The organism is Pseudomonas sp. FW305-28, assembly GCF_017351395.1.
GTDB classification, from domain to species: domain Bacteria; phylum Pseudomonadota; class Gammaproteobacteria; order Pseudomonadales; family Pseudomonadaceae; genus Aquipseudomonas; species Aquipseudomonas fluorescens_AA.
Genome location: NZ_JACNDD010000004.1, coordinates 75057 through 96309, shown reverse-complemented (window position 1 = coordinate 96309; position 21253 = coordinate 75057). Strand labels below are relative to the sequence as shown.

Annotated in this window: 17 protein-coding genes; 13 read left to right on the top strand and 4 right to left on the bottom strand. The window is 63.0% G+C overall.

Annotation, left to right across the window (positions count from 1 at the left end; all coding sequences use genetic code 11):
* Window positions 1–80: 80 nt before the first annotated feature.
* The 7 genes from J4E53_RS02240 (at window position 81) to J4E53_RS02210 (ending at window position 9263) form a co-directional block, all read left to right on the top strand.
* Window positions 81–1589: a sigma-54-dependent transcriptional regulator gene (locus J4E53_RS02240; protein WP_092332056.1), complete on the top strand. Its 1509-nt coding sequence runs from the start codon at window positions 81–83 to the stop codon at window positions 1587–1589.
* 468 nt (window positions 1590–2057) lie between these two features.
* Window positions 2058–2441: a glycine cleavage system protein GcvH gene (gene gcvH / locus J4E53_RS02235; protein ID WP_060740920.1), complete on the top strand. Its 384-nt coding sequence runs from the start codon at window positions 2058–2060 to the stop codon at window positions 2439–2441.
* A gap of 10 nt (window positions 2442–2451) precedes the next feature.
* The gene (gene gcvP / locus J4E53_RS02230; protein ID WP_103308621.1) at window positions 2452–5301 is read left to right on the top strand and encodes an aminomethyl-transferring glycine dehydrogenase; all 2850 of its coding nucleotides are present in this window, start codon (window positions 2452–2454) and stop codon (window positions 5299–5301) included.
* Between the two features lie 238 nt (window positions 5302–5539).
* Window positions 5540–6916 carry an L-serine ammonia-lyase gene (locus tag J4E53_RS02225; protein WP_103308622.1) on the top strand — a complete coding sequence of 459 codons (1377 nt, stop codon included), beginning with the start codon at window positions 5540–5542 and terminating at the stop codon, window positions 6914–6916.
* A 31-nt stretch (window positions 6917–6947) separates the two neighbouring features.
* On the top strand, window positions 6948–8072 hold the full coding sequence (gcvT, locus tag J4E53_RS02220; protein WP_103308623.1) for a glycine cleavage system aminomethyltransferase GcvT: 1125 nt from the start codon (window positions 6948–6950) through the stop codon (window positions 8070–8072).
* Window positions 8073–8467: 395 nt separating this feature from the next.
* Window positions 8468–8680, top strand: coding sequence for a cold-shock protein (locus J4E53_RS02215; protein ID WP_003175786.1), 213 nt, complete (start codon window positions 8468–8470; stop codon window positions 8678–8680).
* 94 nt (window positions 8681–8774) lie between these two features.
* Window positions 8775–9263: an RDD family protein gene (locus tag J4E53_RS02210; protein ID WP_060740916.1), complete on the top strand. Its 489-nt coding sequence runs from the start codon at window positions 8775–8777 to the stop codon at window positions 9261–9263.
* Window positions 9264–9503: 240 nt separating this feature from the next.
* Here the strand turns inward: J4E53_RS02210 and nadA are convergent, their stop codons facing one another.
* Entirely contained in the window at window positions 9504–10562 is a 1059-nt protein-coding gene (gene nadA / locus J4E53_RS02205) for a quinolinate synthase NadA (protein WP_003205010.1), read from the bottom strand.
* Window positions 10563–10869: 307 nt separating this feature from the next.
* On the opposite strand from nadA, the gene J4E53_RS02200 reads away from it, so the two are divergent.
* The 6 genes from J4E53_RS02200 (at window position 10870) to J4E53_RS02175 (ending at window position 17381) form a co-directional block, all read left to right on the top strand.
* On the top strand, window positions 10870–12678 hold the full coding sequence (locus tag J4E53_RS02200; RefSeq protein ID WP_103308624.1) for a copper resistance system multicopper oxidase: 1809 nt from the start codon (window positions 10870–10872) through the stop codon (window positions 12676–12678).
* 10 nt (window positions 12679–12688) lie between these two features.
* Entirely contained in the window at window positions 12689–13567 is an 879-nt protein-coding gene (locus tag J4E53_RS02195) for a copper resistance protein B (RefSeq protein WP_103308625.1), read from the top strand.
* 41 nt (window positions 13568–13608) lie between these two features.
* Complete coding sequence (copC, locus tag J4E53_RS02190) at window positions 13609–13986, top strand: copper homeostasis periplasmic binding protein CopC (protein WP_060740913.1); 378 nt, start codon at window positions 13609–13611, stop codon at window positions 13984–13986.
* Between the two features lie 4 nt (window positions 13987–13990).
* Window positions 13991–14902 carry a copper homeostasis membrane protein CopD gene (gene copD / locus J4E53_RS02185; protein WP_103308626.1) on the top strand — a complete coding sequence of 304 codons (912 nt, stop codon included), beginning with the start codon at window positions 13991–13993 and terminating at the stop codon, window positions 14900–14902.
* 250 nt (window positions 14903–15152) lie between these two features.
* Window positions 15153–16340: a cyanate transporter gene (locus J4E53_RS02180; RefSeq protein ID WP_103308627.1), complete on the top strand. Its 1188-nt coding sequence runs from the start codon at window positions 15153–15155 to the stop codon at window positions 16338–16340.
* Window positions 16341–16469: 129 nt separating this feature from the next.
* Complete coding sequence (locus tag J4E53_RS02175; RefSeq protein WP_060740910.1) at window positions 16470–17381, top strand: DMT family transporter; 912 nt, start codon at window positions 16470–16472, stop codon at window positions 17379–17381.
* Window positions 17382–17387: 6 nt separating this feature from the next.
* Here J4E53_RS02175 and J4E53_RS02170 read toward each other — a convergent pair whose 3' ends face one another.
* The 3 genes from J4E53_RS02170 to J4E53_RS02160 are packed head-to-tail and all read right to left on the bottom strand — an operon-like array spanning window position 17388 to window position 21248.
* A complete protein-coding gene (locus J4E53_RS02170; RefSeq protein ID WP_103308628.1) occupies window positions 17388–18803 on the bottom strand; it encodes an amidase in 1416 nt (471 codons plus the stop codon).
* A gap of 2 nt (window positions 18804–18805) precedes the next feature.
* The gene (locus J4E53_RS02165) at window positions 18806–20146 is read right to left on the bottom strand and encodes an aspartate aminotransferase family protein (protein ID WP_103308629.1); all 1341 of its coding nucleotides are present in this window, start codon (window positions 20144–20146) and stop codon (window positions 18806–18808) included.
* Window positions 20124–21248 (bottom strand): aminotransferase class III-fold pyridoxal phosphate-dependent enzyme, encoded by a 1125-nt coding sequence (locus tag J4E53_RS02160; RefSeq protein ID WP_103308630.1) that lies wholly within the window; start codon window positions 21246–21248, stop codon window positions 20124–20126. The genes J4E53_RS02165 and J4E53_RS02160 overlap by 23 nt, the downstream gene beginning before the upstream one ends.
* Window positions 21249–21253: the final 5 nt, after the last annotated feature.

Genomic DNA, 21253 nt, shown 5'->3' with positions numbered 1-21253 from the left:
GTACCGTCCCAGGATTTCACCAACAGCCCGCCCCAAGGCATACTGGCCACCCTCCGCATCCCAGAACCCAAAACCGCCCCATGCGTATCCACGTCAGTTTCATCGACCGCGTCGGCATCACCCAGGAAGTCCTGGCCTTGCTCGGTGGGCGCAATCTCAACCTGGATGCGGTGGAGATGGTGCCGCCCAACGTCTACATCGATGCCCCGACCCTCAGCCCGCAAGTGCTCGACGAGTTGCGCGAGGCCCTGTTCAGCGTGCGCGGCGTGCAGGCGGTCACCGTGGTGGACATCTTGCCGGGCCAGCGTCGGCACCTGCAGCTCGATGCCTTGCTCGCCGCCATGACCGACCCCGTGCTGGCCTTGGACAGCGTCGGCAAGGTGTTGCTGGCCAACCCGGCGCTGATCGCCCTGTATGGTCGTGAACCGGCCGGGGAAAGCGTGGCCGAGCTGTTCAGTGACGAGGCATTGCTCGGCGCCTTGCTGGAAAATGGCTTCCGCCTGCCCTTGCGGGAGGTCACCCTCAATGGCCAGACCTTGCTGCTGGACGCCACCCCCATCACCGACGCCGGCGCGCTGCTGACGCTCTATCAGCCCAATCGCATCGGCGAGCGTCTGTCAGCCCTGCACCACGACCACGCCGAAGGTTTCGACGCACTGTTGGGCGAATCCCCGGCGATCCGCACCCTCAAGGCCCGGGCCCAGCGCGTCGCGGCCCTGGATGCACCGCTGCTGATCCAGGGCGAAACCGGCACCGGCAAGGAACTGGTGGCCCGGGCCTGTCACGCCATCAGCGCCCGTCACAGCGCGCCGTTCCTGGCCCTGAACTGCGCCGCGCTGCCGGAGAACCTGGCGGAAAGCGAGCTGTTCGGCTACGCCCCCGGCGCCTTCACCGGGGCGCAACGGGGCGGCAAGCCAGGGCTGATGGAGTTGGCGAACCAGGGCACGGTATTCCTCGATGAAATCGGCGAGATGTCGCCGTACCTGCAAGCCAAGCTCCTGCGTTTCTTGAACGATGGCAGCTTCCGCCGGGTGGGCGGCGACCGGGAAGTCAAGGTCAACGTGCGGATCCTCAGCGCCACCCACCGCAACCTGGAGAAAATGGTCAGCGAAGGCTCGTTCCGCGAGGACCTGTTCTATCGCCTGAACGTGCTCAACGTCGAAGTCCCGCCGCTGCGCGAACGCGGCCAGGACATCCTGCTGCTGGCGCGCTACTTCATGCAGCAGGCCTGCGCGCAGATCCAGCGCCCGGTCTGCCGCCTGGCTCCCGGTACTTACCCGGCGCTGCTGGGCAACCGCTGGCCGGGCAACGTGCGGCAATTGCAGAACGTGATCTTCCGCGCCGCCGCCATCTGCGAAAGCAGCCTGGTGGACATCGGCGACCTGGACATCGCCGGCACCTCCGTGGCGCGCCAGGGCGATGTGGAAGTCGAAAGCCTGGAACAGGCCGTGGAAACCTTCGAGAAGCACCTGCTCGAAAGCCTCTACGCCAACTACCCCTCCACCCGCCAGTTGGCCAGCCGCCTGCAAACCTCCCATACCGCGATTGCCCATCGGTTGCGCAAATACGGAATTTCCGGGAAGCCGTAGGCCCCTGTGGGAGCGAGCTTGCTCGCGATGGGGGACTGCCTGTCACCTCAATGCAAACTGAACCACCGCTATCGCGAGCAAGCTCGCTCCCACAAGGTGACTGACCCCAAAAAGGTGGACACCCATCTGACTTTTTGGGTTTTCCATGGGCCGGCGTGCCTTCAGAATCGAAGCCAAAAACGACCTCCACCTGTACTGAAAGCGCTACAGTGGAACGATATCGCTACACCTTGCGCTAACCTGCACTGTGCAAGGCTTTGATCCCACAACGATTTTTTCCAGGCGTCCAGCTGTAGCGATTTCGCTACAGCCAAGTCAATCCAAGACTTGATGAAACCATTCAAGCCATTGATACATAAGGCATTAATAACATTGGCCGCATTCTTGCTATGGATATAACCATTCGGCCGGGCCAAGCCCCGCGCCTTTCTTCGCGTCCACCAGACGAATCTGGCCCCAGGAGTTTCCATGAGCGAGTTGCGTTTCACTGAAGATCACGAATGGCTGCGCACCGAAGCCGACGGCAGCGTCACCGTAGGCATTACCGCTTTCGCGCAGAACGCATTGGGCGACGTGGTTTTTGTGCAACTGCCTGAATTGCAGGCCTATGACAAAGGCGCCGAGGCCTCTACCGTGGAGTCGGTCAAGGCTGCCAGCGGTGTGTACATGCCCCTGGACGGTGAAGTGCTCGAAGTGAACGACAAGCTCGACGCCAGCCCGGAACTGGTCAACGAAGATCCGCTGGGCGAAGGCTGGTTCTTCCGCTTTAAACCGACCGACGCCGACGCAGTGGCTAAGCTGTTGGATCAAGACGCCTACGATCGCCTGATCAAAGCCAACGCCGAAGCCTGAGGAGCGCACCATGACCGTTAATCTCGGCACCGCCAACGAATTCATCGCCCGCCACATCGGCCCGCGTTCCAGCGACGAGCAAGCCATGCTCGAGCGCCTGGGTTACGACTCCCTGGAAGCGTTGAGCGCCAGCGTCATCCCGGAAAGCATCAAGGGCACCAGCGTGCTGGACATGGGCGATGGCCAGAGCGAAGCCGACGCACTGGCCTCGATCAAGGCCATCGCCAGCAAGAACCAACTGTTCAAGACCTACATCGGCCAGGGCTACTACAACTGCCACACGCCGGCACCGATCCTGCGCAACCTGCTGGAAAACCCGGCCTGGTACACCGCCTACACCCCGTATCAGCCTGAAATCTCCCAGGGCCGTCTCGAAGCGCTGTTGAACTTCCAGACCCTGATCAGCGACCTCACCGGCCTGCCGATCGCTAACGCCTCGTTGCTCGACGAAGCCACCGCCGCCGCCGAAGCCATGACCTTCTGCAAGCGCCTGAGCAAGAACAAGGGCAGCAACGCCTTCTTCGCCTCCGTGCACAGCCACCCGCAAACCCTCGACGTGCTGCGCACCCGTGCCGAGCCCCTGGGCATCGACGTGGTGGTGGGCGATGAGCGCGAACTGAGCGACGTCAGCGGCTTCTTCGGCGCGCTGCTGCAATACCCGGCCAGCAACGGCGACCTGTTCGACTACCGCGAACTGACCGAACGCTTCCACGCCGCCAACGCCCTGGTGGCCGTTGCCGCGGACCTGCTGGCCCTGACCTTGCTGACCCCACCGGGTGAATTCGGTGCCGACGTGGCCATCGGCAGCGCCCAGCGCTTCGGCGTGCCGCTGGGCTTCGGCGGCCCACACGCGGCGTACTTCTCCACCAAGGACGCGTTCAAGCGCGACATGCCCGGCCGCCTGGTCGGTGTTTCCGTGGACCGTTTCGGCAAGCCGGCCCTGCGCCTGGCGATGCAGACCCGCGAGCAACACATCCGCCGCGAGAAAGCCACGAGCAACATCTGCACCGCCCAGGTGCTGCTGGCCAACATCGCCAGCATGTACGCCGTGTACCACGGCCCCAAGGGCCTGGTGCAAATTGCCAATCGCATCCATCAGCTGACCGCGATCCTCGCCAAGGGCCTGGGCGCGCTGGGCCTGAGCGTCGAGCAAGAGAGCTTCTTCGACACCCTGACCCTGCGCACCGGCGCGCAAACCGCCGCCCTGCACGACAAGGCCCGCGCCCAACGCATCAACCTGCGTGTGGTGGACACGCAACGCCTGGGCCTGTCCCTGGACGAGACCACCAGCCAAGCTGACGTCGAAGCACTGTGGAGCCTGTTGGCCGACGGCAAGGCCCTGCCGGACTTCGCGGCACTGGCCGCCACCGTGCAAAGCCGCATCCCGGCCGAGCTGGTGCGCCAATCGGCGATCCTCAGCCACCCGGTGTTCAACCGCTACCACTCCGAAACCGAGCTGATGCGCTACCTGCGCAAGCTCGCCGACAAGGACCTGGCCCTGGATCGCACCATGATCCCGCTGGGTTCCTGCACCATGAAACTCAACGCCGCCAGCGAAATGATCCCGGTGACCTGGGCCGAGTTCGGCGCCCTGCACCCGTTCGCCCCGGCCGAGCAAAGCGCTGGCTACCAGCAACTGACCGACGAACTGGAAGCCATGCTCTGCGCCGCCACCGGCTATGACGCGGTGTCGCTGCAACCCAACGCCGGTTCCCAGGGCGAATACGCCGGCCTGCTGGCGATCCGCGCCTATCACCAGAGCCGTGGCGAAGACCGTCGCGACATCTGCCTGATCCCGTCCTCGGCCCACGGCACCAACCCGGCCACCGCCAACATGGCCGGCATGCGCGTGGTCGTGACCGCCTGCGATGCCCGTGGCAACGTCGACATCGAAGACCTGCGGGCCAAGGCCATCGAGCACCGCGAACACCTCGCCGCGCTGATGATCACCTACCCGTCCACCCACGGCGTATTCGAAGAAGGCATCCGCGAAATCTGCGGCATCATTCATGACAATGGCGGCCAGGTGTACATCGACGGCGCCAACATGAACGCCATGGTCGGCCTCTGCGCCCCGGGCAAGTTCGGCGGCGACGTGTCGCACCTGAACCTGCACAAGACCTTCTGCATTCCTCACGGCGGTGGCGGCCCGGGCGTCGGCCCGATTGGCGTCAAGTCGCACCTGGCACCGTTCCTGCCGGGCCACGCCAACATGGCGCGCAAGGAAGGCGCAGTGTGCGCGGCGCCGTTCGGCAGCGCGAGCATCCTGCCGATCACCTGGATGTACATCCGCATGATGGGCGGTGCGGGCCTCAAGCGCGCGTCGCAACTGGCGATCCTCAACGCCAACTACATCGCCCGTCGCCTGGAAGAACACTACCCAGTGCTCTACTCCGGCAGCAACGGCCTGGTGGCCCACGAGTGCATTCTCGATTTGCGTCCGCTCAAGGACAGCAGTGGCATCAGTGTCGATGACGTGGCCAAGCGCCTGATCGACTTCGGTTTCCACGCGCCGACCATGTCGTTCCCGGTAGCCGGCACGTTGATGATCGAACCGACCGAAAGCGAATCCAAGGAAGAACTGGACCGTTTCTGCGACGCCATGATCTGCATCCGCGAAGAAATCCGCGCGGTGGAAAACGGCAGCCTGGACAAAGACGACAACCCACTGAAGAACGCCCCGCACACCGCGGCGGAGCTCGTCGGCGAGTGGACCCACCCCTACAGCCGCGAACAGGCGGTGTACCCGGTGGCGTCGTTGATCGATGGCAAGTACTGGCCGCCGGTGGGCCGGGTCGACAACGTGTTCGGCGACCGCAACCTGGTCTGCGCCTGCCCGTCGATCGAAAGCTACGCTTGACCTATGGAGGGGCGGGCTTGCTCGCCACCTCTCAACAACACCGCGAACCTTGTGGAAGGTCACCTTCTCAAGGAAACCACATCTCCCTGTGGGAGCGAGCTTGCTCGCGATAGCGGTGTGACAGCTGACAGAAATGTTGACTGACACTCCGCTATCGCGAGCAAGCTCGCTCCCACAAAGGAGCCTGTGCCCCATTTCATAACCGTCGATCCTCATAAAAAGAAACCGGAGAAACACCATGTCGTTAAGCGTGTTCGACCTGTTCAAGATCGGTATCGGTCCTTCCAGCTCCCATACCGTCGGCCCGATGCGTGCCGCTGCCCGTTTCGCCGAGGGGCTGCGCCGTGACGACCTGCTTGAAAGCATTACCAGCGTCAAGGTCGAGCTCTACGGCTCGCTCGGTGCCACCGGCAAGGGCCACGGCAGTGACAAGGCCGTGCTGCTGGGCCTGGAGGGCGAGCATCCCGACACCGTGGACACCGAAACGGTGAACGCCCGGCTCCAGGAGATCCGCAGCAACGGCCGCCTGAACCTGCTCGGCGCACACGCCATCGAATTCAACGAAAAGCTGCACTTGGCGATGATCCGCAAGCCGCTGGCCTTTCACCCCAACGGCATGATCTTCCGCGCCTTCGATGCCGCCGGGCTGCAAGTGCGCAGCCGCGAGTACTACTCGGTCGGTGGCGGCTTTGTCGTGGATGAAGACGCCGCCGGCGCCGACCGCATCGTCGAAGACGCCACGCCCCTGACCTTCCCGTTCAAGAGCGCCAAGGACCTGCTGGGCCATTGCACCACCTATGGCCTGTCCATCAGCCAGGTGATGCTGACCAACGAAAGCGCCTGGCGCCCCGAAGCCGAGACCCGCGCCGGCCTGCTGAAGATCTGGCAGGTGATGCAGGATTGCGTGGCGGCCGGCTGCCGCAACGAAGGGATTCTGCCGGGCGGGCTGAAGGTCAAGCGCCGGGCGGCGGCGTTGCATCGCCAGTTGTGCAAGAACCCCGAAGCCGCCCTGCGCGACCCGCTGTCGGTGCTCGATTGGGTCAACCTGTACGCCTTGGCCGTCAACGAAGAAAACGCCTACGGCGGGCGCGTCGTCACCGCCCCGACCAACGGGGCGGCGGGCATCGTCCCGGCCGTGCTGCATTACTACATGCGCTTCATCCCAGGGGCCAGCGAGGATGGCGTGGTGCGGTTCCTGCTGACCGCCGCCGCCATCGGCATCCTGTACAAGGAAAACGCCTCCATCTCCGGCGCCGAAGTCGGTTGCCAGGGTGAAGTCGGCGTGGCCTGTTCCATGGCTGCCGGGGCCTTGTGCGAAGTGCTCGGCGGCACCGTGCAGCAAGTGGAAAACGCCGCCGAGATCGGCATGGAACACAACCTCGGCCTGACCTGCGACCCGATCGGCGGGCTGGTGCAGGTGCCATGCATCGAACGCAACGCCATGGGCTCGGTGAAAGCCATCAACGCGGTGCGCATGGCCATGCGCGGCGATGGACATCACTTTGTCTCCCTCGACAAAGTCATCCGCACCATGCGCCAGACCGGCGCCGACATGAAAAGCAAATACAAGGAGACCGCCCGCGGCGGTCTGGCGGTCAACATCATCGAATGCTGACGCGCGCCATTCTCATTTTCCAGGAGCTGATATGTCCACCGAACAACTGTTGAAAACCCCGCTGCACGCCCTGCACCTCGAACTCGGCGCCCGCATGGTGCCGTTCGCCGGCTACGACATGCCGGTGCAGTACCCACTGGGCGTGATGAAGGAACACCAGCACACCCGCGATCAGGCCGGGCTGTTCGACGTGTCCCACATGGGCCAGATCCGCCTGAGCGGCGCAGGCGCCGCCAAGACCCTGGAAACCCTGGTACCAGTGGACATCATCGACCTGCCGGTGGGCATGCAGCGCTACGCCATGTTCACCAACGACAACGGCGGCATCCTTGACGACCTGATGGTCGCCAACCTGGGCAATGACGAACTGTTCCTGGTGGTCAACGCCGCCTGCAAGGATCAGGACCTGGACCACCTGCGTGCGCACATTGGCGATCAGTGCAACATCGAGCCGCTGTTCGAGGCCCGCGCCCTGCTTGCCCTGCAAGGTCCGGCCGCCGTCACCGTGCTCGCCCGCCTGGCGCCGGACGTGGCAAAGATGACCTTCATGCAGTTCCAGCGCGTCACGCTGTTGGGCGTGGATTGCTTTGTCAGCCGTTCGGGCTACACCGGTGAAGACGGTTTCGAAATTTCCGTACCCGCCGCCGACGCGGAAAAACTCGCCCGCGCCTTGCTGGCCGAGCCGGAAGTCGCGGCCATCGGCCTCGGTGCCCGTGACTCCCTGCGCCTGGAAGCCGGCCTGTGCCTGTATGGCCACGACATGAACACCGAGACGACGCCGATCGAAGCCAGCCTGCTGTGGGCCATTTCCAAAGTACGCCGTGCCGATGGTGCCCGCGCCGGTGGTTTCCCCGGCGCCGAGAGCGTGTTCGCCCAACAACAGGGCGGCGTGAAGCGCAAACGCGTCGGCCTGCTGCCCCAGGAACGCACACCCGTGCGTGAAGGCGCGGAGATCGTCAACGAAGCCGGCGAGATCATCGGTTCTGTGTGCAGCGGCGGTTTCGGCCCGACCCTGGGCGCTCCGCTGGCGATGGGTTACCTGGACAGCGCCTATGTGGCACTGGATACGCCGGTCTGGGCCATCGTGCGTGGGAAAAGGGTGCCTTTGCTTGTAAGCAAAATGCCATTCGTTCCACAGCGCTACTACCGCGGCTGATTGGTTGTTTCTATAAGTAACGCGGTTGCGTTATACGTGCACTAATGTGTCACGCAACCGCCATAAAAAGGTGCATATCTTTAGACATTCAACCGACCTTATAACGATCGTAAACAATTGAACTAGCCTATCGAATAAGCCCTGCTCCGCAAGCGGCGTAAATGCGGGCAAGCTGAGCAAATACGGGGCCTTCCGAGGGGGTTGTTTTTTTATTCGAAGTTGGCGTAGAGTTTGGTCACTGTGTTTGCATGGGTCGCTTGGAATCGTGACCTGGGCAGTAGCTTATGAAGTTCGCTACATCCCGTTCGACGTCTCTTACTTTCCTGCAACCCAGCCCAGTACTCTTTCATGTGAAAGAGGCTGTCATCAATTTTAGCGTCAAAGGAAATAAGAAAATGTCTCAACGTCAGAGCGGTACCGTAAAGTGGTTCAACGACGAAAAGGGTTTTGGTTTTATCACGCCTGAAAGCGGTCCGGACCTGTTCGTGCATTTCCGCGCCATCCAAGGCAACGGCTTCAAGAGCCTGAAAGAAGGCCAGAAAGTCACTTTCGTTGCCGTGCAAGGCCAGAAAGGCATGCAGGCTGACGAGGTTCAAGCCGAAGCCTGAGGCTTTCGCACACTAAAAAGCCCCTGATTGATATCAGGGGCTTTTTTATGGGCGTAATTCCGTAAAATGGCTTCTTTTTTCAGCCGAGGCCGTCATGCCGAAACACCTGCTCACGCCCCAGGGCGACTTTCCCCCCGCCGGCCTGGGCCGTCGCCTGGCGGCGATGTTTTATGACTTTTTGCTGTGCACAGCGCTGCTGATCGTCACCAGCGGTGCCTACAAGATGATCCAGATGGCGATCATCGGCGAAGAAAAAATGCGCGCCCTGACCGAAGCCGGTGCGCTGGACGGCGACCCGCTGCTGTCCACCGTGCTGCTGTTCGTGCTGTTCGGCTTCTTCGCCAAATTCTGGACCCACAACGGCCAGACCCTGGGCATGCAAGTGTGGTGCATCCGCGTACAGAACGCCGATGGCACGGCCATCAGCCTGTGGCAGGCGCTGTTGCGGTTCGTGGTGTCGATTGCATCACTGCTGCTGGTGGGGTTGGGGTTCATCTGGGCGCTGTTCGACAAGCGCCAGCGCAGTTGGCATGACATCTACTCGGAAACGCAGCTGGTGCGAATTCCCAAGAAGACCAAGTAATTCCCGACTGCAAGACAGCCTTGTGGCGAGGGAGCTTGCTCCCGCTCGGCTGGTGTAGGAGCTGCCGAAGGCTGCGATCTTTTGATCTTTCGCTTGAGACTCAAGTGTCTGGGACAAGATCGCAGCCTCGTTGCACTCGACAGCTCCTACACCGCAGTCCCGCGGGAGCAAGCTCCCTCGCCACAAAAAGCTTTAAGGCCTCAAGCCCCTAACGTTCAAAGACCATCAGCCTCCCAACGATCAGGCATTGCCCGCCAGCTTCATCCGCGCCGCCTGGGTGAAGTCCAGCATGCGCTTGAGCGGGCGAATCGCCTGGGGGATCAGCGCCGGGTCGACGAAGATCTCGTTGGCACCTTCCTGCAAGCTCTTGAGCGTGCGCTCCAGGGTGTTCATGGCCATCCATGGGCAGTGCGCGCAACTGCGGCACGCCGCGCCGTTACCGGCGGTAGGGGCTTCGATGAAGACCTTGTCCGGGCACAGCTGCTGCATCTTGTAGAAAATACCCCGGTCGGTGGCGACGATCAGCGTCTTGTTCGGCAGGGTCTGGGCCGCGGCGATCAACTGGCTGGTGGAGCCCACGGCGTCCGCCAGCTCGATCACCGACGTCGGCGACTCCGGGTGCACCAGGATCGCAGCGTCCGGGTACAGCGCCTTCATGTCCTCCAACTGCTTGGACTTGAACTCTTCGTGGACGATGCAGGCACCGTCCCAGAGCAACATGTCGGCGCCGGTCTTGCGCTGGATGTAAGTGCCCAGGTGCTTGTCCGGCCCCCAGATGATCGTCTCGCCGTTGTCCATCAGGCTCTCGACGATTTCCAACGCGCAACTGGACGTCACCACCCAGTCGGCCCGGGCCTTGACCGCCGCCGAGGTGTTGGCATAAACCACCACGGTGCGCTCCGGATGCTGGTCGCAGAACGCCGAGAACTCGTCCACCGGGCAGCCCAGGTCCAGGGAGCAGGTGGCCTCAAGGGTGGGCATCAGCACGCGTTTCTCGGGGTTGAGAATCTTGGCGGTCTCGCCCATGAACTTGACCCCGGCCACCACCACGGTCTTGGCCGGGTGGGCATTGCCGAAGCGGGCCATTTCCAAGGAGTCGGACACGCAGCCACCGGTCTCTTCGGCCAGGGCCTGGATGATCGGGTCACAGTAGAAGTGCGCGACCAGCACCGCGTCCTGAGCCTTGAGCTCGGCGGCGATGGCGGCGCGGTACCAGGCTTCCTGCTCGGCGGTCAGCGGCTTGGGCTGCTTGGCGTCGAGGTGGGCCTGGACCAGAAGGCGTTCGGAAATTTGCGTCATGTTCGCAAGACCTGCAAGCGCGTTTAGCGCGAAAGTCGAGTATACACCCGGCTCCGGACCACTCGGGTACCGCCGGGAAAGTGGGTATCAATCAGGCACGGGACAGCGTGAAGCCGGCAAGGCTACAGAATATCCCGCCGATGCAAAAGATCATTCTGACCTGTGCCCCGCCAGGCGACTTCGCGCCCGGCCAAGCTGACTGAAATGTAATCACTCGCCTCGTCCGCCTGTGTCATCTTTCGCTCAAACCTGCACAGGGCGATCACCTCCCATGCACGCAGCGAATCGACTGACGGACTCTCATCGCATGCAAACAAAAACTTCCCGGCGAACCTTCGTAAAGGGCCTGACTGCCGGCGGCATCCTCGGCGGCCTGGGTTTGTGGCGCGCGCCCGTCTGGGCAGTCACCGGCCCGGGCCAGCCCAACGTGCTGAGCGGCACCGAATTCGACCTGTTCATTGGCGAAAGCCCGGTCAATTTCACCGGCAACCCCCGCACCGCCCAGACCATCAACGGCGGCATCCCCGGCCCGCTGCTGCGCTGGCGTGAAGGCGACACCGTGACCCTGCGGGTGCGCAATCGCTTGCAGGACACCACCTCCATCCACTGGCACGGCATCCTGCTGCCGGCCAACATGGACGGTGTTCCGGGGTTGAGTTTCAAAGGCATCGAGCCCGGCGGCCTGTACGTGTATCAATTCAAGGTCCGGCAGAACGGCACCTACTGGTACCACAGCCATTCCGGTTTCCAGGAGCAATCCGGGGTCTACGGCCCGCTGGTGATTGACGCCAGGGAGCCCGAGCCCTTCCAGTACGAACGGGACTATGTGGTGATGCTCACCGACTGGACCGATGAAGACCCCGCCAACATCCTGCGCAAGCTCAAGAAGCAATCGGACTACTACAACTACAACAAACGCACCGTCGGCGACTTCATCGACGACGTGGGCAAGAACGGCTGGGCCAGCACCGTGGCCGACCGCAAGATGTGGGCCGAGATGAAGATGAACCCCACAGACCTGGCCGACGTCAGTGGCGCCACCTACACCTACCTCATGAACGGCCAGGCACCGGACATGAACTGGACCGGCCTGTTCAAGCCTGGCGAGCGCCTTCGCCTGCGCTTTATCAACGGTTCGTCCATGAGCTATTTCGACGTGCGCATTCCCGGCTTGAAGATGACAGTGGTGGCGTCCGACGGCCAATACGTCAAACCGGTGAGCGTCGATGAGTTCCGGATCGCCGTGGCCGAAACCTATGACGTCATCGTCGAACCGACCCAAGAGGCCTACACCCTGTTCGCCCAGTCCATGGACCGCACCGGGTATGCCCGCGGCACCCTCGCGACCAGGGCCGGATTGTCGGCACCGGTACCGCCCCTGGACCCTCGGCCCTTGGTGACCATGGACGACATGGGCATGGGTGGCATGGACCACGGCGGCATGGGGCAAATGAACGGCATGGACCACGGCTCGATGCAGGGCATGGCGGGAATGGACGACAGCTCGATGCAAGGCATGGATCACAGCCAGATGCAGGGCATGGGCGACATGGCCGGCATGGATCACGGTGCCATGCAGGGCATGGACAGCATGCTCGCGCACCCCGACACCGAGAAAGACAATCCCCTGGTGGACATGCAGGCCATGAGCGTCAAGCCCAAGCTCGATGACCCGGGCATGGGGCTGCGGGACAACGGCCGCAAAGTGCTGACCTACTCCGACCTGCGCAGCACCTTTCCCGACCCCGACGGCCGCGAGCCGAGCCGCACGATCGAGCTGCACCTGACCGGGCACATGGAGAAATTCGTCTGGTCGTTCAACGGCGTGAAGTTCGCCGACGCCGCGCCGCTGCTGCTCAAGTACGGCGAGCGACTGCGCATCGTGCTGATCAACGACACCATGATGACCCACCCCATCCACCTGCACGGCATGTGGAGCGACCTGGAGGATGAGAACAACCAATTCATGGTCCGCAAGCACACCATCGACGTGCCACCGGGCGCCAGGCGCAGCTACCGGGTCACCGCCGATGCCCTCGGGCGCTGGGCGTATCACTGCCATCTGCTGTTTCACATGGAGATGGGCATGTTCCGTGAAGTTCGGGTGCAGGAATGAGGAGCCGACCATGACCACTGTTTTTCACTACTCCATGGCACTCATTGCCAGCCTGGCCCTCGGCGCCACCACCTCGACCTGGGCGGCCAGCAACGACATGCCCGGCATGGATCACAGCCAGATGCAAGGCATGGACTCAATGCAGGGCATGGAACCCATGCAATCAGCGCCGACCAGCAGCCGCACACCGATCCCGGCACTGACCGCCGCCGACCGCGCCGCTGTCTACGAAGATCATGGCGGGCACGCGGTGCATGACAGCGCCATCCATTCGTTTTTCCTCATCGACCAACTGGAATGGCAGGACGCCGATGACGGCAGCGCCCTGAGCTGGGATGCATCGGGCTGGATCGGCGGCGACATCGACCGTTTGTGGCTGCGCTCCGAAGGTGAACGCCTCAACGGCAAGACCGAAGAAGCCGAATTGCAGGCCCTGTGGGGCCACGCCGTCAGCCCCTGGTGGGACCTGGTGGCCGGCGTGCGCCAGGACTTCAAGCCAGGCGATCCGCAAACCTGGGCCGCCTTCGGTGTGCAAGGCATGGCGCTCTACAACTTCGAAGCCGAGGCCACCGCGTTCATCGGCGAAGGTGGCCAGAGCGCGGCGCGCCTGGAGGGCGACTATGACATCTTGCTGACCAACCGCCTGATCCTGCAGCCCACCGCCGAAGCCAACTTCTATGGCAAGAACGATCCCGCCCGTGGCGTCGGCTCGGGGCTGTCGGACACCGAGCTCGGCCTGCGGCTGCGCTATGAAATACGCCGCGAATTCGCGCCCTACATTGGCGTCACCTGGAATCGGGTCTACGGCAACACCGCCGACTACGCCCGGGAAGAAGGCGAAGACCGCAGCGAAGCGCGCCTGGTGCTGGGCCTGCGCCTGTGGTTCTGACCTGTTTCACTAAAACTAAAAATCGAGCTAGGAGTCCTTGCATGTCATTCATCAAAACCGCCGTCGCCTTGTCCGCCGGCCTGTTGCTCAGTGGCCTGGCCCAGGCCCATCCGAAACTGCTGTCCTCCTCACCGGCCGAAGGCGCCGAAGGGGCGGCGCCGGCGAAGATCGAGCTGCATTTTTCCGAAAACCTGATGACCCAGTTTTCCGGCGCCAAGCTGATGATGACCGCGATGCCGGGCATGGCGGCGCATTCGCCAATGCCCATGCCGGCCAAGGTGTCCGGCAGCGATGATCCGAAAACCATGGTCATCACGCCGAATGCCCCGCTTGCCACCGGCACTTACCAAGTCCAGTGGCGCGCGGTGTCGTCCGACACTCACCCGATCACCGGCAATGTCACGTTCAAGGTGAAGTGAGTTGATGAGCGACTCGATCAACATCGCGCTGCGCTTTGCGTTGTACCTGGATCTGATGTTGCTGTTTGGCCTGGCTGCGTTTGGCCTTTATAGCCTGCGAGGCCAGGAGCGGGTCTCGGGGGTGCAGTTGCCTTTCGCACCGCTGCTGCTGACCACGGCGCTGCTGGGGGGCTTGCTCTCCCTGGCGGCCATGGCGTGCATGGCCTGGGCCATGAGCGGTGTTTCGGCGTGGGCCGAACTGTGGCCCCACATTGAAATGATGGTCGTGCAAACCGATGTCGGCTTGAGTTGGACAGTGCGCATGGCGGCGCTGCTGCTGGCCGGTTTCGCCGTGACGCTCAATCACCGTTGGCCGAGCGCCAGCCTCGGCCTGGTCACACTGGCCGGGGCCGTAGCGCTGGCGACACTGGCTTGGGCAGGTCACGGCGCCATGGACGAAGGCAGCCGTCGCAACTGGCACTTCATCACCGACTTCCTGCACCTGTGGGCGGCAGGTGGCTGGGTCGGTGCCTTGGCCGCGTTTGCCCTGCTGCTTCGCCAGGCCGAACCTGCGTTGGCGGTGCTGGCCCGGACATTGACCGGGTTCGAAACCGCCGGGGCGGTGATCGTGGTGGTTATCAGCGTGACAGGGGTGGTCAATTATCTGTTCATCGTCGGCCCGAGTGTCGAAGGGCTGCTGGACAGCACCTATGGTCAGTTGCTGGCGCTCAAACTCATCTTGTTCGCGGGCATGCTGGTGTTCGCCGCGTTGAACCGTTTTCACCTGAGCCCGCTGCTGGAACAAGCCCGCCAGAGCGGCGAGCACGGGGTTGCGGTGAAGGCCCTGCGGCGCAGCATGGCCCTGGAGTTCGCCGTGGCGGTGGTCATCCTAGGGTTGGTGGCGTGGTTGGGCACGCTGAGCCCGGCGATGGAATAAGAGGCTGTGAACTACAGTGTGGCGAGGGAGCTTGCTCCCGCTGGGTTGCGAAGCAGCCCCCTGGTTTTGCCTGACACACCGCAAGGGGCCGCTACGCGCCCCAGCGGGAGCAAGCTCCCTCGCCACAAAAGCCCTGGATCTTGACTGATTGCGCGCCGCATTTAATTTTTCAATACCCCCCGCCAGTTTTCAGTTTGCCCATACCAGGCCACCCCAGCCTAAATGACGCTTTGTTAACCAAGGCTCTGTTATGGAAAACGTTCGAACATCAAGCACCCACGCCGTCTGGCTGATGGTCAGCATCGTGTTGGTGGCGCTGAACCTGCGGCCCTCGATGGCCGCGGTCGGGCCGTTGCTGTCAGCCATTCGCGGCGAGGTCCCCCTGAGCTTCAGCACGGCCTCGCTGCTGACCATGTTGCCGGTCATGGCCATGGGCCTGGCGATGTTCCTGGGCATGCGCATCGCCCTGCGCATCGGTGAGCACCGCACCATTGTCCTGTCGCTGCTGATCATCGGTATCGCCACCGCATCGCGCTTGTACCTGGACAGCGCCGCCGAGCTGATCATCAGCGCGGTGCTGGCCGGACTCGGCATCGCGCTGATCCAGGCGGTGATGCCAGCGCTGATCAAGTCGCGCTACGCCGACAACGTCTCGCTGTTCATGGGCCTGTATGTCACGTCGATCATGGGCGGCGCGGCGCTTGCCGCGTCGTTTTCGCCGTTTGTCCTGGCGCAGACCGGCAGCTGGCGCATCGGCCTGGCGATCTGGGCGCTGTTGGCGTTGGTCGCCCTGGGTTGCTGGTATGCCCAGCGCTCAGCCGTGACACCGTTGCCCGAAGCCCCTGTCCGGCAGCAAGAGTCATTCTTCAGCAATTCCCGGGCTTGGTTGCTGGCGATTTTCTTCGGCCTGGGCACCGCCTCCTACACCTGCGTACTGGCCTGGCTGGCCCCGTACTACGTGGAAAAGGGTTGGAGTGAACAACACGCGGGCCTGCTGCTGGGGTTCCTCACGGCCATGGAAGTGCTGTCCGGCCTCGTCACCCCGGCGATTGCCAACCGCAGCCAGGATAAACGCGTGGTCCTCGCCGTGTTGCTGGTGCTGATCATGGGCGGCTTCTGCGGCCTGATCCTCAGCCCGGAACGCTTCAGCCTGTTGTGGCCTTGCCTGCTGGGCCTGGGCATCGGTGGCCTGTTCCCAATGAGTTTGATCGTGTCCCTCGACCACTTGGACAACCCGCGACGGGCCGGTGGCCTGACCGCGTTCGTGCAAGGCATCGGCTACCTGATCGCCGGGCTCTCGCCATTGATTGCCGGGATGATCCGCGATCAGTTGGGCAGCTTCGAATGGGCCTGGTGGTCGCTCACTGCCGTCATGGCGTTGATGCTCCTGATGGTCCTGCGCTTCAATCCCAAGCAATACGCGCGGCATATCAGCTAGTCGACGAAGACAGGCCGCTCGCGCCCGGGGCTGCATTCGATGCAGCCCCGGTTTTGACAGTTCACCCATGACGGCAGACCGTTTTGTCCATCATGACGTTCCGATCCGCAACACAGGAATAAGACCTTGATGAAAAACGTCGGTTTTGCCGCCGCTCACTGGGGCATGCTCATTTGGGCAATGCTGATCGCCTCGTCGTTCTTTGCCGCGGCCCAGGTCAGCCAGACGATCGACCCGATCCTGCTCACGGGACTGCGGTTGCTGTTTTCCGCACTGATGTTCCTGCCGCTGCTGCTCCTGAAAAACACCTCGCCCATTTCCATCAGGGGTCTGCTGGCCCACGCCGTGCTCGGCCTGCTGTTGGCGACTTACTTTGGTTCGTTGTTCGAAGCGCTGCGCTACACCTCGGCGGTCAACACCGCGACGCTGTACACGCTGGTGCCCTTGATGACCTTGTTTTTCGAGGTATTCCTGCTGCCCAGTCCCAGCCTCAAGACCCGTCTGCTGCCCATGTTGGTGGCGGCAGTCGGCGCCGTGTTGCTGACGCTCAAGGGCTCGGCCCCGGGGCAAATGCCGGCGCTCTATCCGGTGCTGGTGTTCGGTGCCGGTTGCCTGGCGATGGCGTTGTATTCGCCGCTGAGCCAACGCTTCAAGGCAACAGCCTTGCAGGGCCGCGATCCGGTGGCGATGACGTTCTGGAACATGCTGTTCGGTTCGCTGTTCCTGCTGGTGTTCTGCCTGATCAGTGGCGGATGGCGCAGCGGCCTGCAGTTGTCGACGCTGGACATCGGCTGGCTGGTGTACCTGGCCTTGTTCGGCACCCTCGCCACGTTCTGGCTGCTGCACCGGGCAATCGGGGTGATCTCGCCCTCCACGGTGATTTCCTACGTTTACCTCAACACCCTGTTCGTCACCCTGCTGAATTGGTTCTGGCTCAGGCAGCAACCGATGATGATCGAGATCATCGGCGCTGCGCTGGTGGGAGGCGGCATGCTGGCACTGGTGGTCAGCAGCCGTAACGCCAGAACCGTTACGGCTTGAGCCCCCTCAGTACGTCGATACCGGGCGAGGCGCAACCGGGCTCCAGCGCTCCAGTTCCCGTTCAAGGAAAGCGGCCACCGCCAACAACCGTTCCTCTTGCCAGTGAGGCCCGACAATCTGGATGCCGATGGGCATCCCGGTGGACGGGTCGACGCCGGCGCGGATCACCACCGCGGGTGAGCCGCTGAGACTGAACGGGAACACGAAGGCATACTGATCGCGGTCCTCCAGAGACGCCCCATGGCGGAACGCGACATCCGGGAAGACCGGACAGATGAACAGATCGTGCTGCTTGAAGAACTTCGCCAACTGATAGCGGAAGGTATCGATCATGATCCAGTCGCGCTTGACTTCATCCACGCTCAATTCCACGGCCTCGCTCATGTCCAGCAACTGAGCGATCGCCGGGGTAAAGCTGCGCTTGTTCATGGACTCGAACAAACGCCGCCAGCCGCGTCCGGCGTCGGCGCCCGTAATGAACACCCGCCACAGGACATCGCAGGCTTCGTCGAGCATCGGCGGCGCGACCTCGCTCACCTGCGTCACCACGGGGCTCAAGCACCGTTCGACCTGCTGCAACACCTGGCTCACCGCCGCGCTGACGGGGGTTCGGCTCGACGCCGAGAACAGCGCGATACGCAGGTCGGCCAGGGGCTCGCTGGCGGCGAACGGCACATCGACGGTGTCTGGGTCATGGCCGTCGGCACCGCTGATCAGCGGCCCGAGCAGCGCCAGGTCATCGACATAGCGCCCCATCACGCCAAAGGCCGAGGTCAGGTGAAACAGCCCGGAACGGTCATTGGGAAACTGGCCGGTCAACGGCACCCGTCCCTGGGTCAGTTTCAGGCCGCAGATGCCATTGAAGTGCGCCGGGATCCGCACACTGCCGCAGGCATCGGACGCCAGCCCCGCGGGTGAACACCCGGCGGCGATGGCGGCCGCTTCACCGCCACTGCTGCCGCCCGCCGAGCGAAGCAGATCGTGGGGGTTGAGGGTGCGCCCGTAGATCAGGTTCTCGGTCTCGAAAGCCATGCACAGTTCCGGCACATTGCTGATGCCCAGAATGATCGCGCCGGCCTGCCGAAGTCGGGCGACCGCCGTCGCGTCCTCCTGGCTGACATCCCCCATCAGCTCCCCCACGCCGCGGGACATCTTGAATCCGCGAACATGGAGGACGTCTTTGACCGTGATGGGAATGCCATGCAGCGGACCGCTGATCTGGCCAATACGCGCCATCTCGTCCGCCTCACGGGCCTGGCGCCGCAGTTCCTCGACCGGCGCCAGTTGGATCAATGCATTGATCTGCCGGTTACGCTCGGCGATGCGCTGCAAGTAGAACTCCAGCAACGTCACGCTGGTCAGCACACCACGGCGCAACAGGCCGGCCATTTCCCGCAACGTCAGCGTGTCGGGGTTGAACATACTCACGACGCCTCCTTGCTGCGCAACCACTTGTTGGGCAACTGATACATATTGCGCACCACCAGGGAAAACGCCTTCACCGCCAGGGCCGGACGTTGGTCGATGGCCTCCAGGGCCTCTTCGATCATCGCCAGCACATGCCGCAACGCTTCGGGTTCGATATTCAACGGCGGATAGAAGCGCAGCACCGGGCGTTCGGCCTTCTCATTCATCGAATGCCCGGCATGCACGCCACGCTTACCCAATTCCATGCTCACCAAGGCTTCATAGACTGAGCCACGCAAACGCAGGCCTGTCATCAAGCCGACGCCCGGGACGTCTTCGACAATGTGCGGATAGCGCAGGGCCAACCGTTGCAGGCCGTGGCGCAACACGCCGCCGTTGACCCGGGACAGCTCCACCAGGTTGTTCTGTTCGATGTAATCGATGGCCGCGAGCGCCGACGCGCATGCGACCGGGTGCCCGCCGTTGGTGCGCGTATCCGGCTCGATATCACTGAGGGGGTACTGGGTGGCCAGGCGCTGGCTGTACATGGCACAGGCAAACGAGGTATAGCCGCCGGTCAAGCCCTTGGAAAGGATCATGATGTCGGGCACCACGTCATCGTATTGCACGGCGAACCATTTGCCGCAGCGACCGAAACCGGTCTGGATTTCATCGGCCACCAACAGGGTGCCGGTGGCGTCGCACAGGGCCCGGATGTTGGCCATGTAGCCCACCGGCGGCACCTGCAAATGAGCCCCGCCCAGAATCGGCTCGACGTACACCGCACACACGCCTTCGCCCACGGCCTTCTGCAACGCGGCGAAATCACCGTAGGGCACACAGGTCACGTCGGGAGGATCGATACCATAGCTGCCATGGTTCTGCTGCTGGCCCAGGATGCTCATCGCCGCCAGGGTCTTGCCATGGTAGGAGCCGCTCATCACCACGATGCCACGCCGTTTAGGCTGGATCCGCAGCACATAGCGCAGGCTCTGCTCGACGGCCTCGGCGCCCGAGACCATGAATTGCACGTCGCCCCACTCCCCCGGCACCAACTGGCACAGTCGCTCGGACAAGGTGTCCTGCAGCGGATGGCGCCGGCCTTCCGGCACCCAGGCCAGTTGATTCAGTTGCGCCTGCACCCGCTCACGCACCATCGGGTTGCGATGCCCGACGATAAACACCCCGTAGCTGCACGCGCAGTCGATGAAGCGCTTGCCGGTGTGGTCAGTGACGTGGATGCCATCGGTCTGCTGTTCGACAGTGGTCTTGCCAAGGCGATACAACTTGGCCGCCGACGCACTCCAGTGGCGCTGGCAATCGTCCAGCAATTGTTCATGCGGCCTGAGTAAGGACATGGCTTAACGTCTCCTTGATGATGAGTGCGGCACGTTGGATCTGCTCGGGGCGTGCAGTGATCGGGCAGCGCAAAATCACTTCGCGGCCACGGGGCGTACTGACATAGACCCCCTGCTGGTAAAGCGCCTCGCACAGCACGGCCGGTTGCAGGTCGTCGGCCAGCGGCAAGCTGACCCAGGCACCGACAGCCACAGCCCCCAATGACGCCAGGGCTTGTGCCAGGTACTGGCCGTTTTCCTGACAGTGCCGGGGCGAGTCGTGGGCTTGCACGTAATCCAGCGCGGCCAGGGCTGCCACACAGGCCATGGGATTACCGGCAGTGGTGCTGCCGTGTTTGGCCGGGCTGCTGCGCCCATAGACCTGCCAGGCCATGTGTTCGCTGCAGGTATAGGTGCCGATGGGAATTGCACTGCCGCCCAGGGGGCCGCCGAGTACAACGATGTCCGGAATAGGACGATAACGCTGGAAGCCGAACAGCGAACCCAGGCTGCCAAGGCAACTGTGGGTATCGACCGCGATGACCGGTGCCGACGCTTTTGCCGCGCGAGCATGCAATTGCTCGATCAAATCGGCATCGAGCAATTGCAACCGGCCGTTTGCATCCGTGCGGGTATTGCTGTGGCACACCGCGAAGCAATCATTCCAGTCCACCGTGTCCAGGTCAGCCAAGTGACGGATCGCCACCCGCTTGAACCCCAGGAACGTCTGGACACCCAGGTCACCTTGCGCGGCATTGAGGCAGCGTCCGTAAGTCAGCGAACCGTAGTCGCCGCCCTGGATGAACACGATGGTGTTGCCCTTGGGCTTGAGCCCTTTGCACAACTTCAAGGCGCCCTCGAACGCTTCGTCGCCGGAGCTGCACACATAAGAGCTGGCCAGCGGGGCGGGCAGCAGCTCGGCCAGGCGTCGGCACAAGGCAATCAGCGGTTCGGACATCAGCACCCGATTGGACAGGCCCATGATCTCTGCCTGGCGAGTGACCGCCTCGATCACGGGCGGCACCTGGAAGCCAAACCCGCCGGTCAGGTCAATGATCTGCCGACCCTCGCCGTCGAGGTAGGTCTCGTACTGCCCGCCGATAATCTGTTTGTTGTTTTTCATAGACT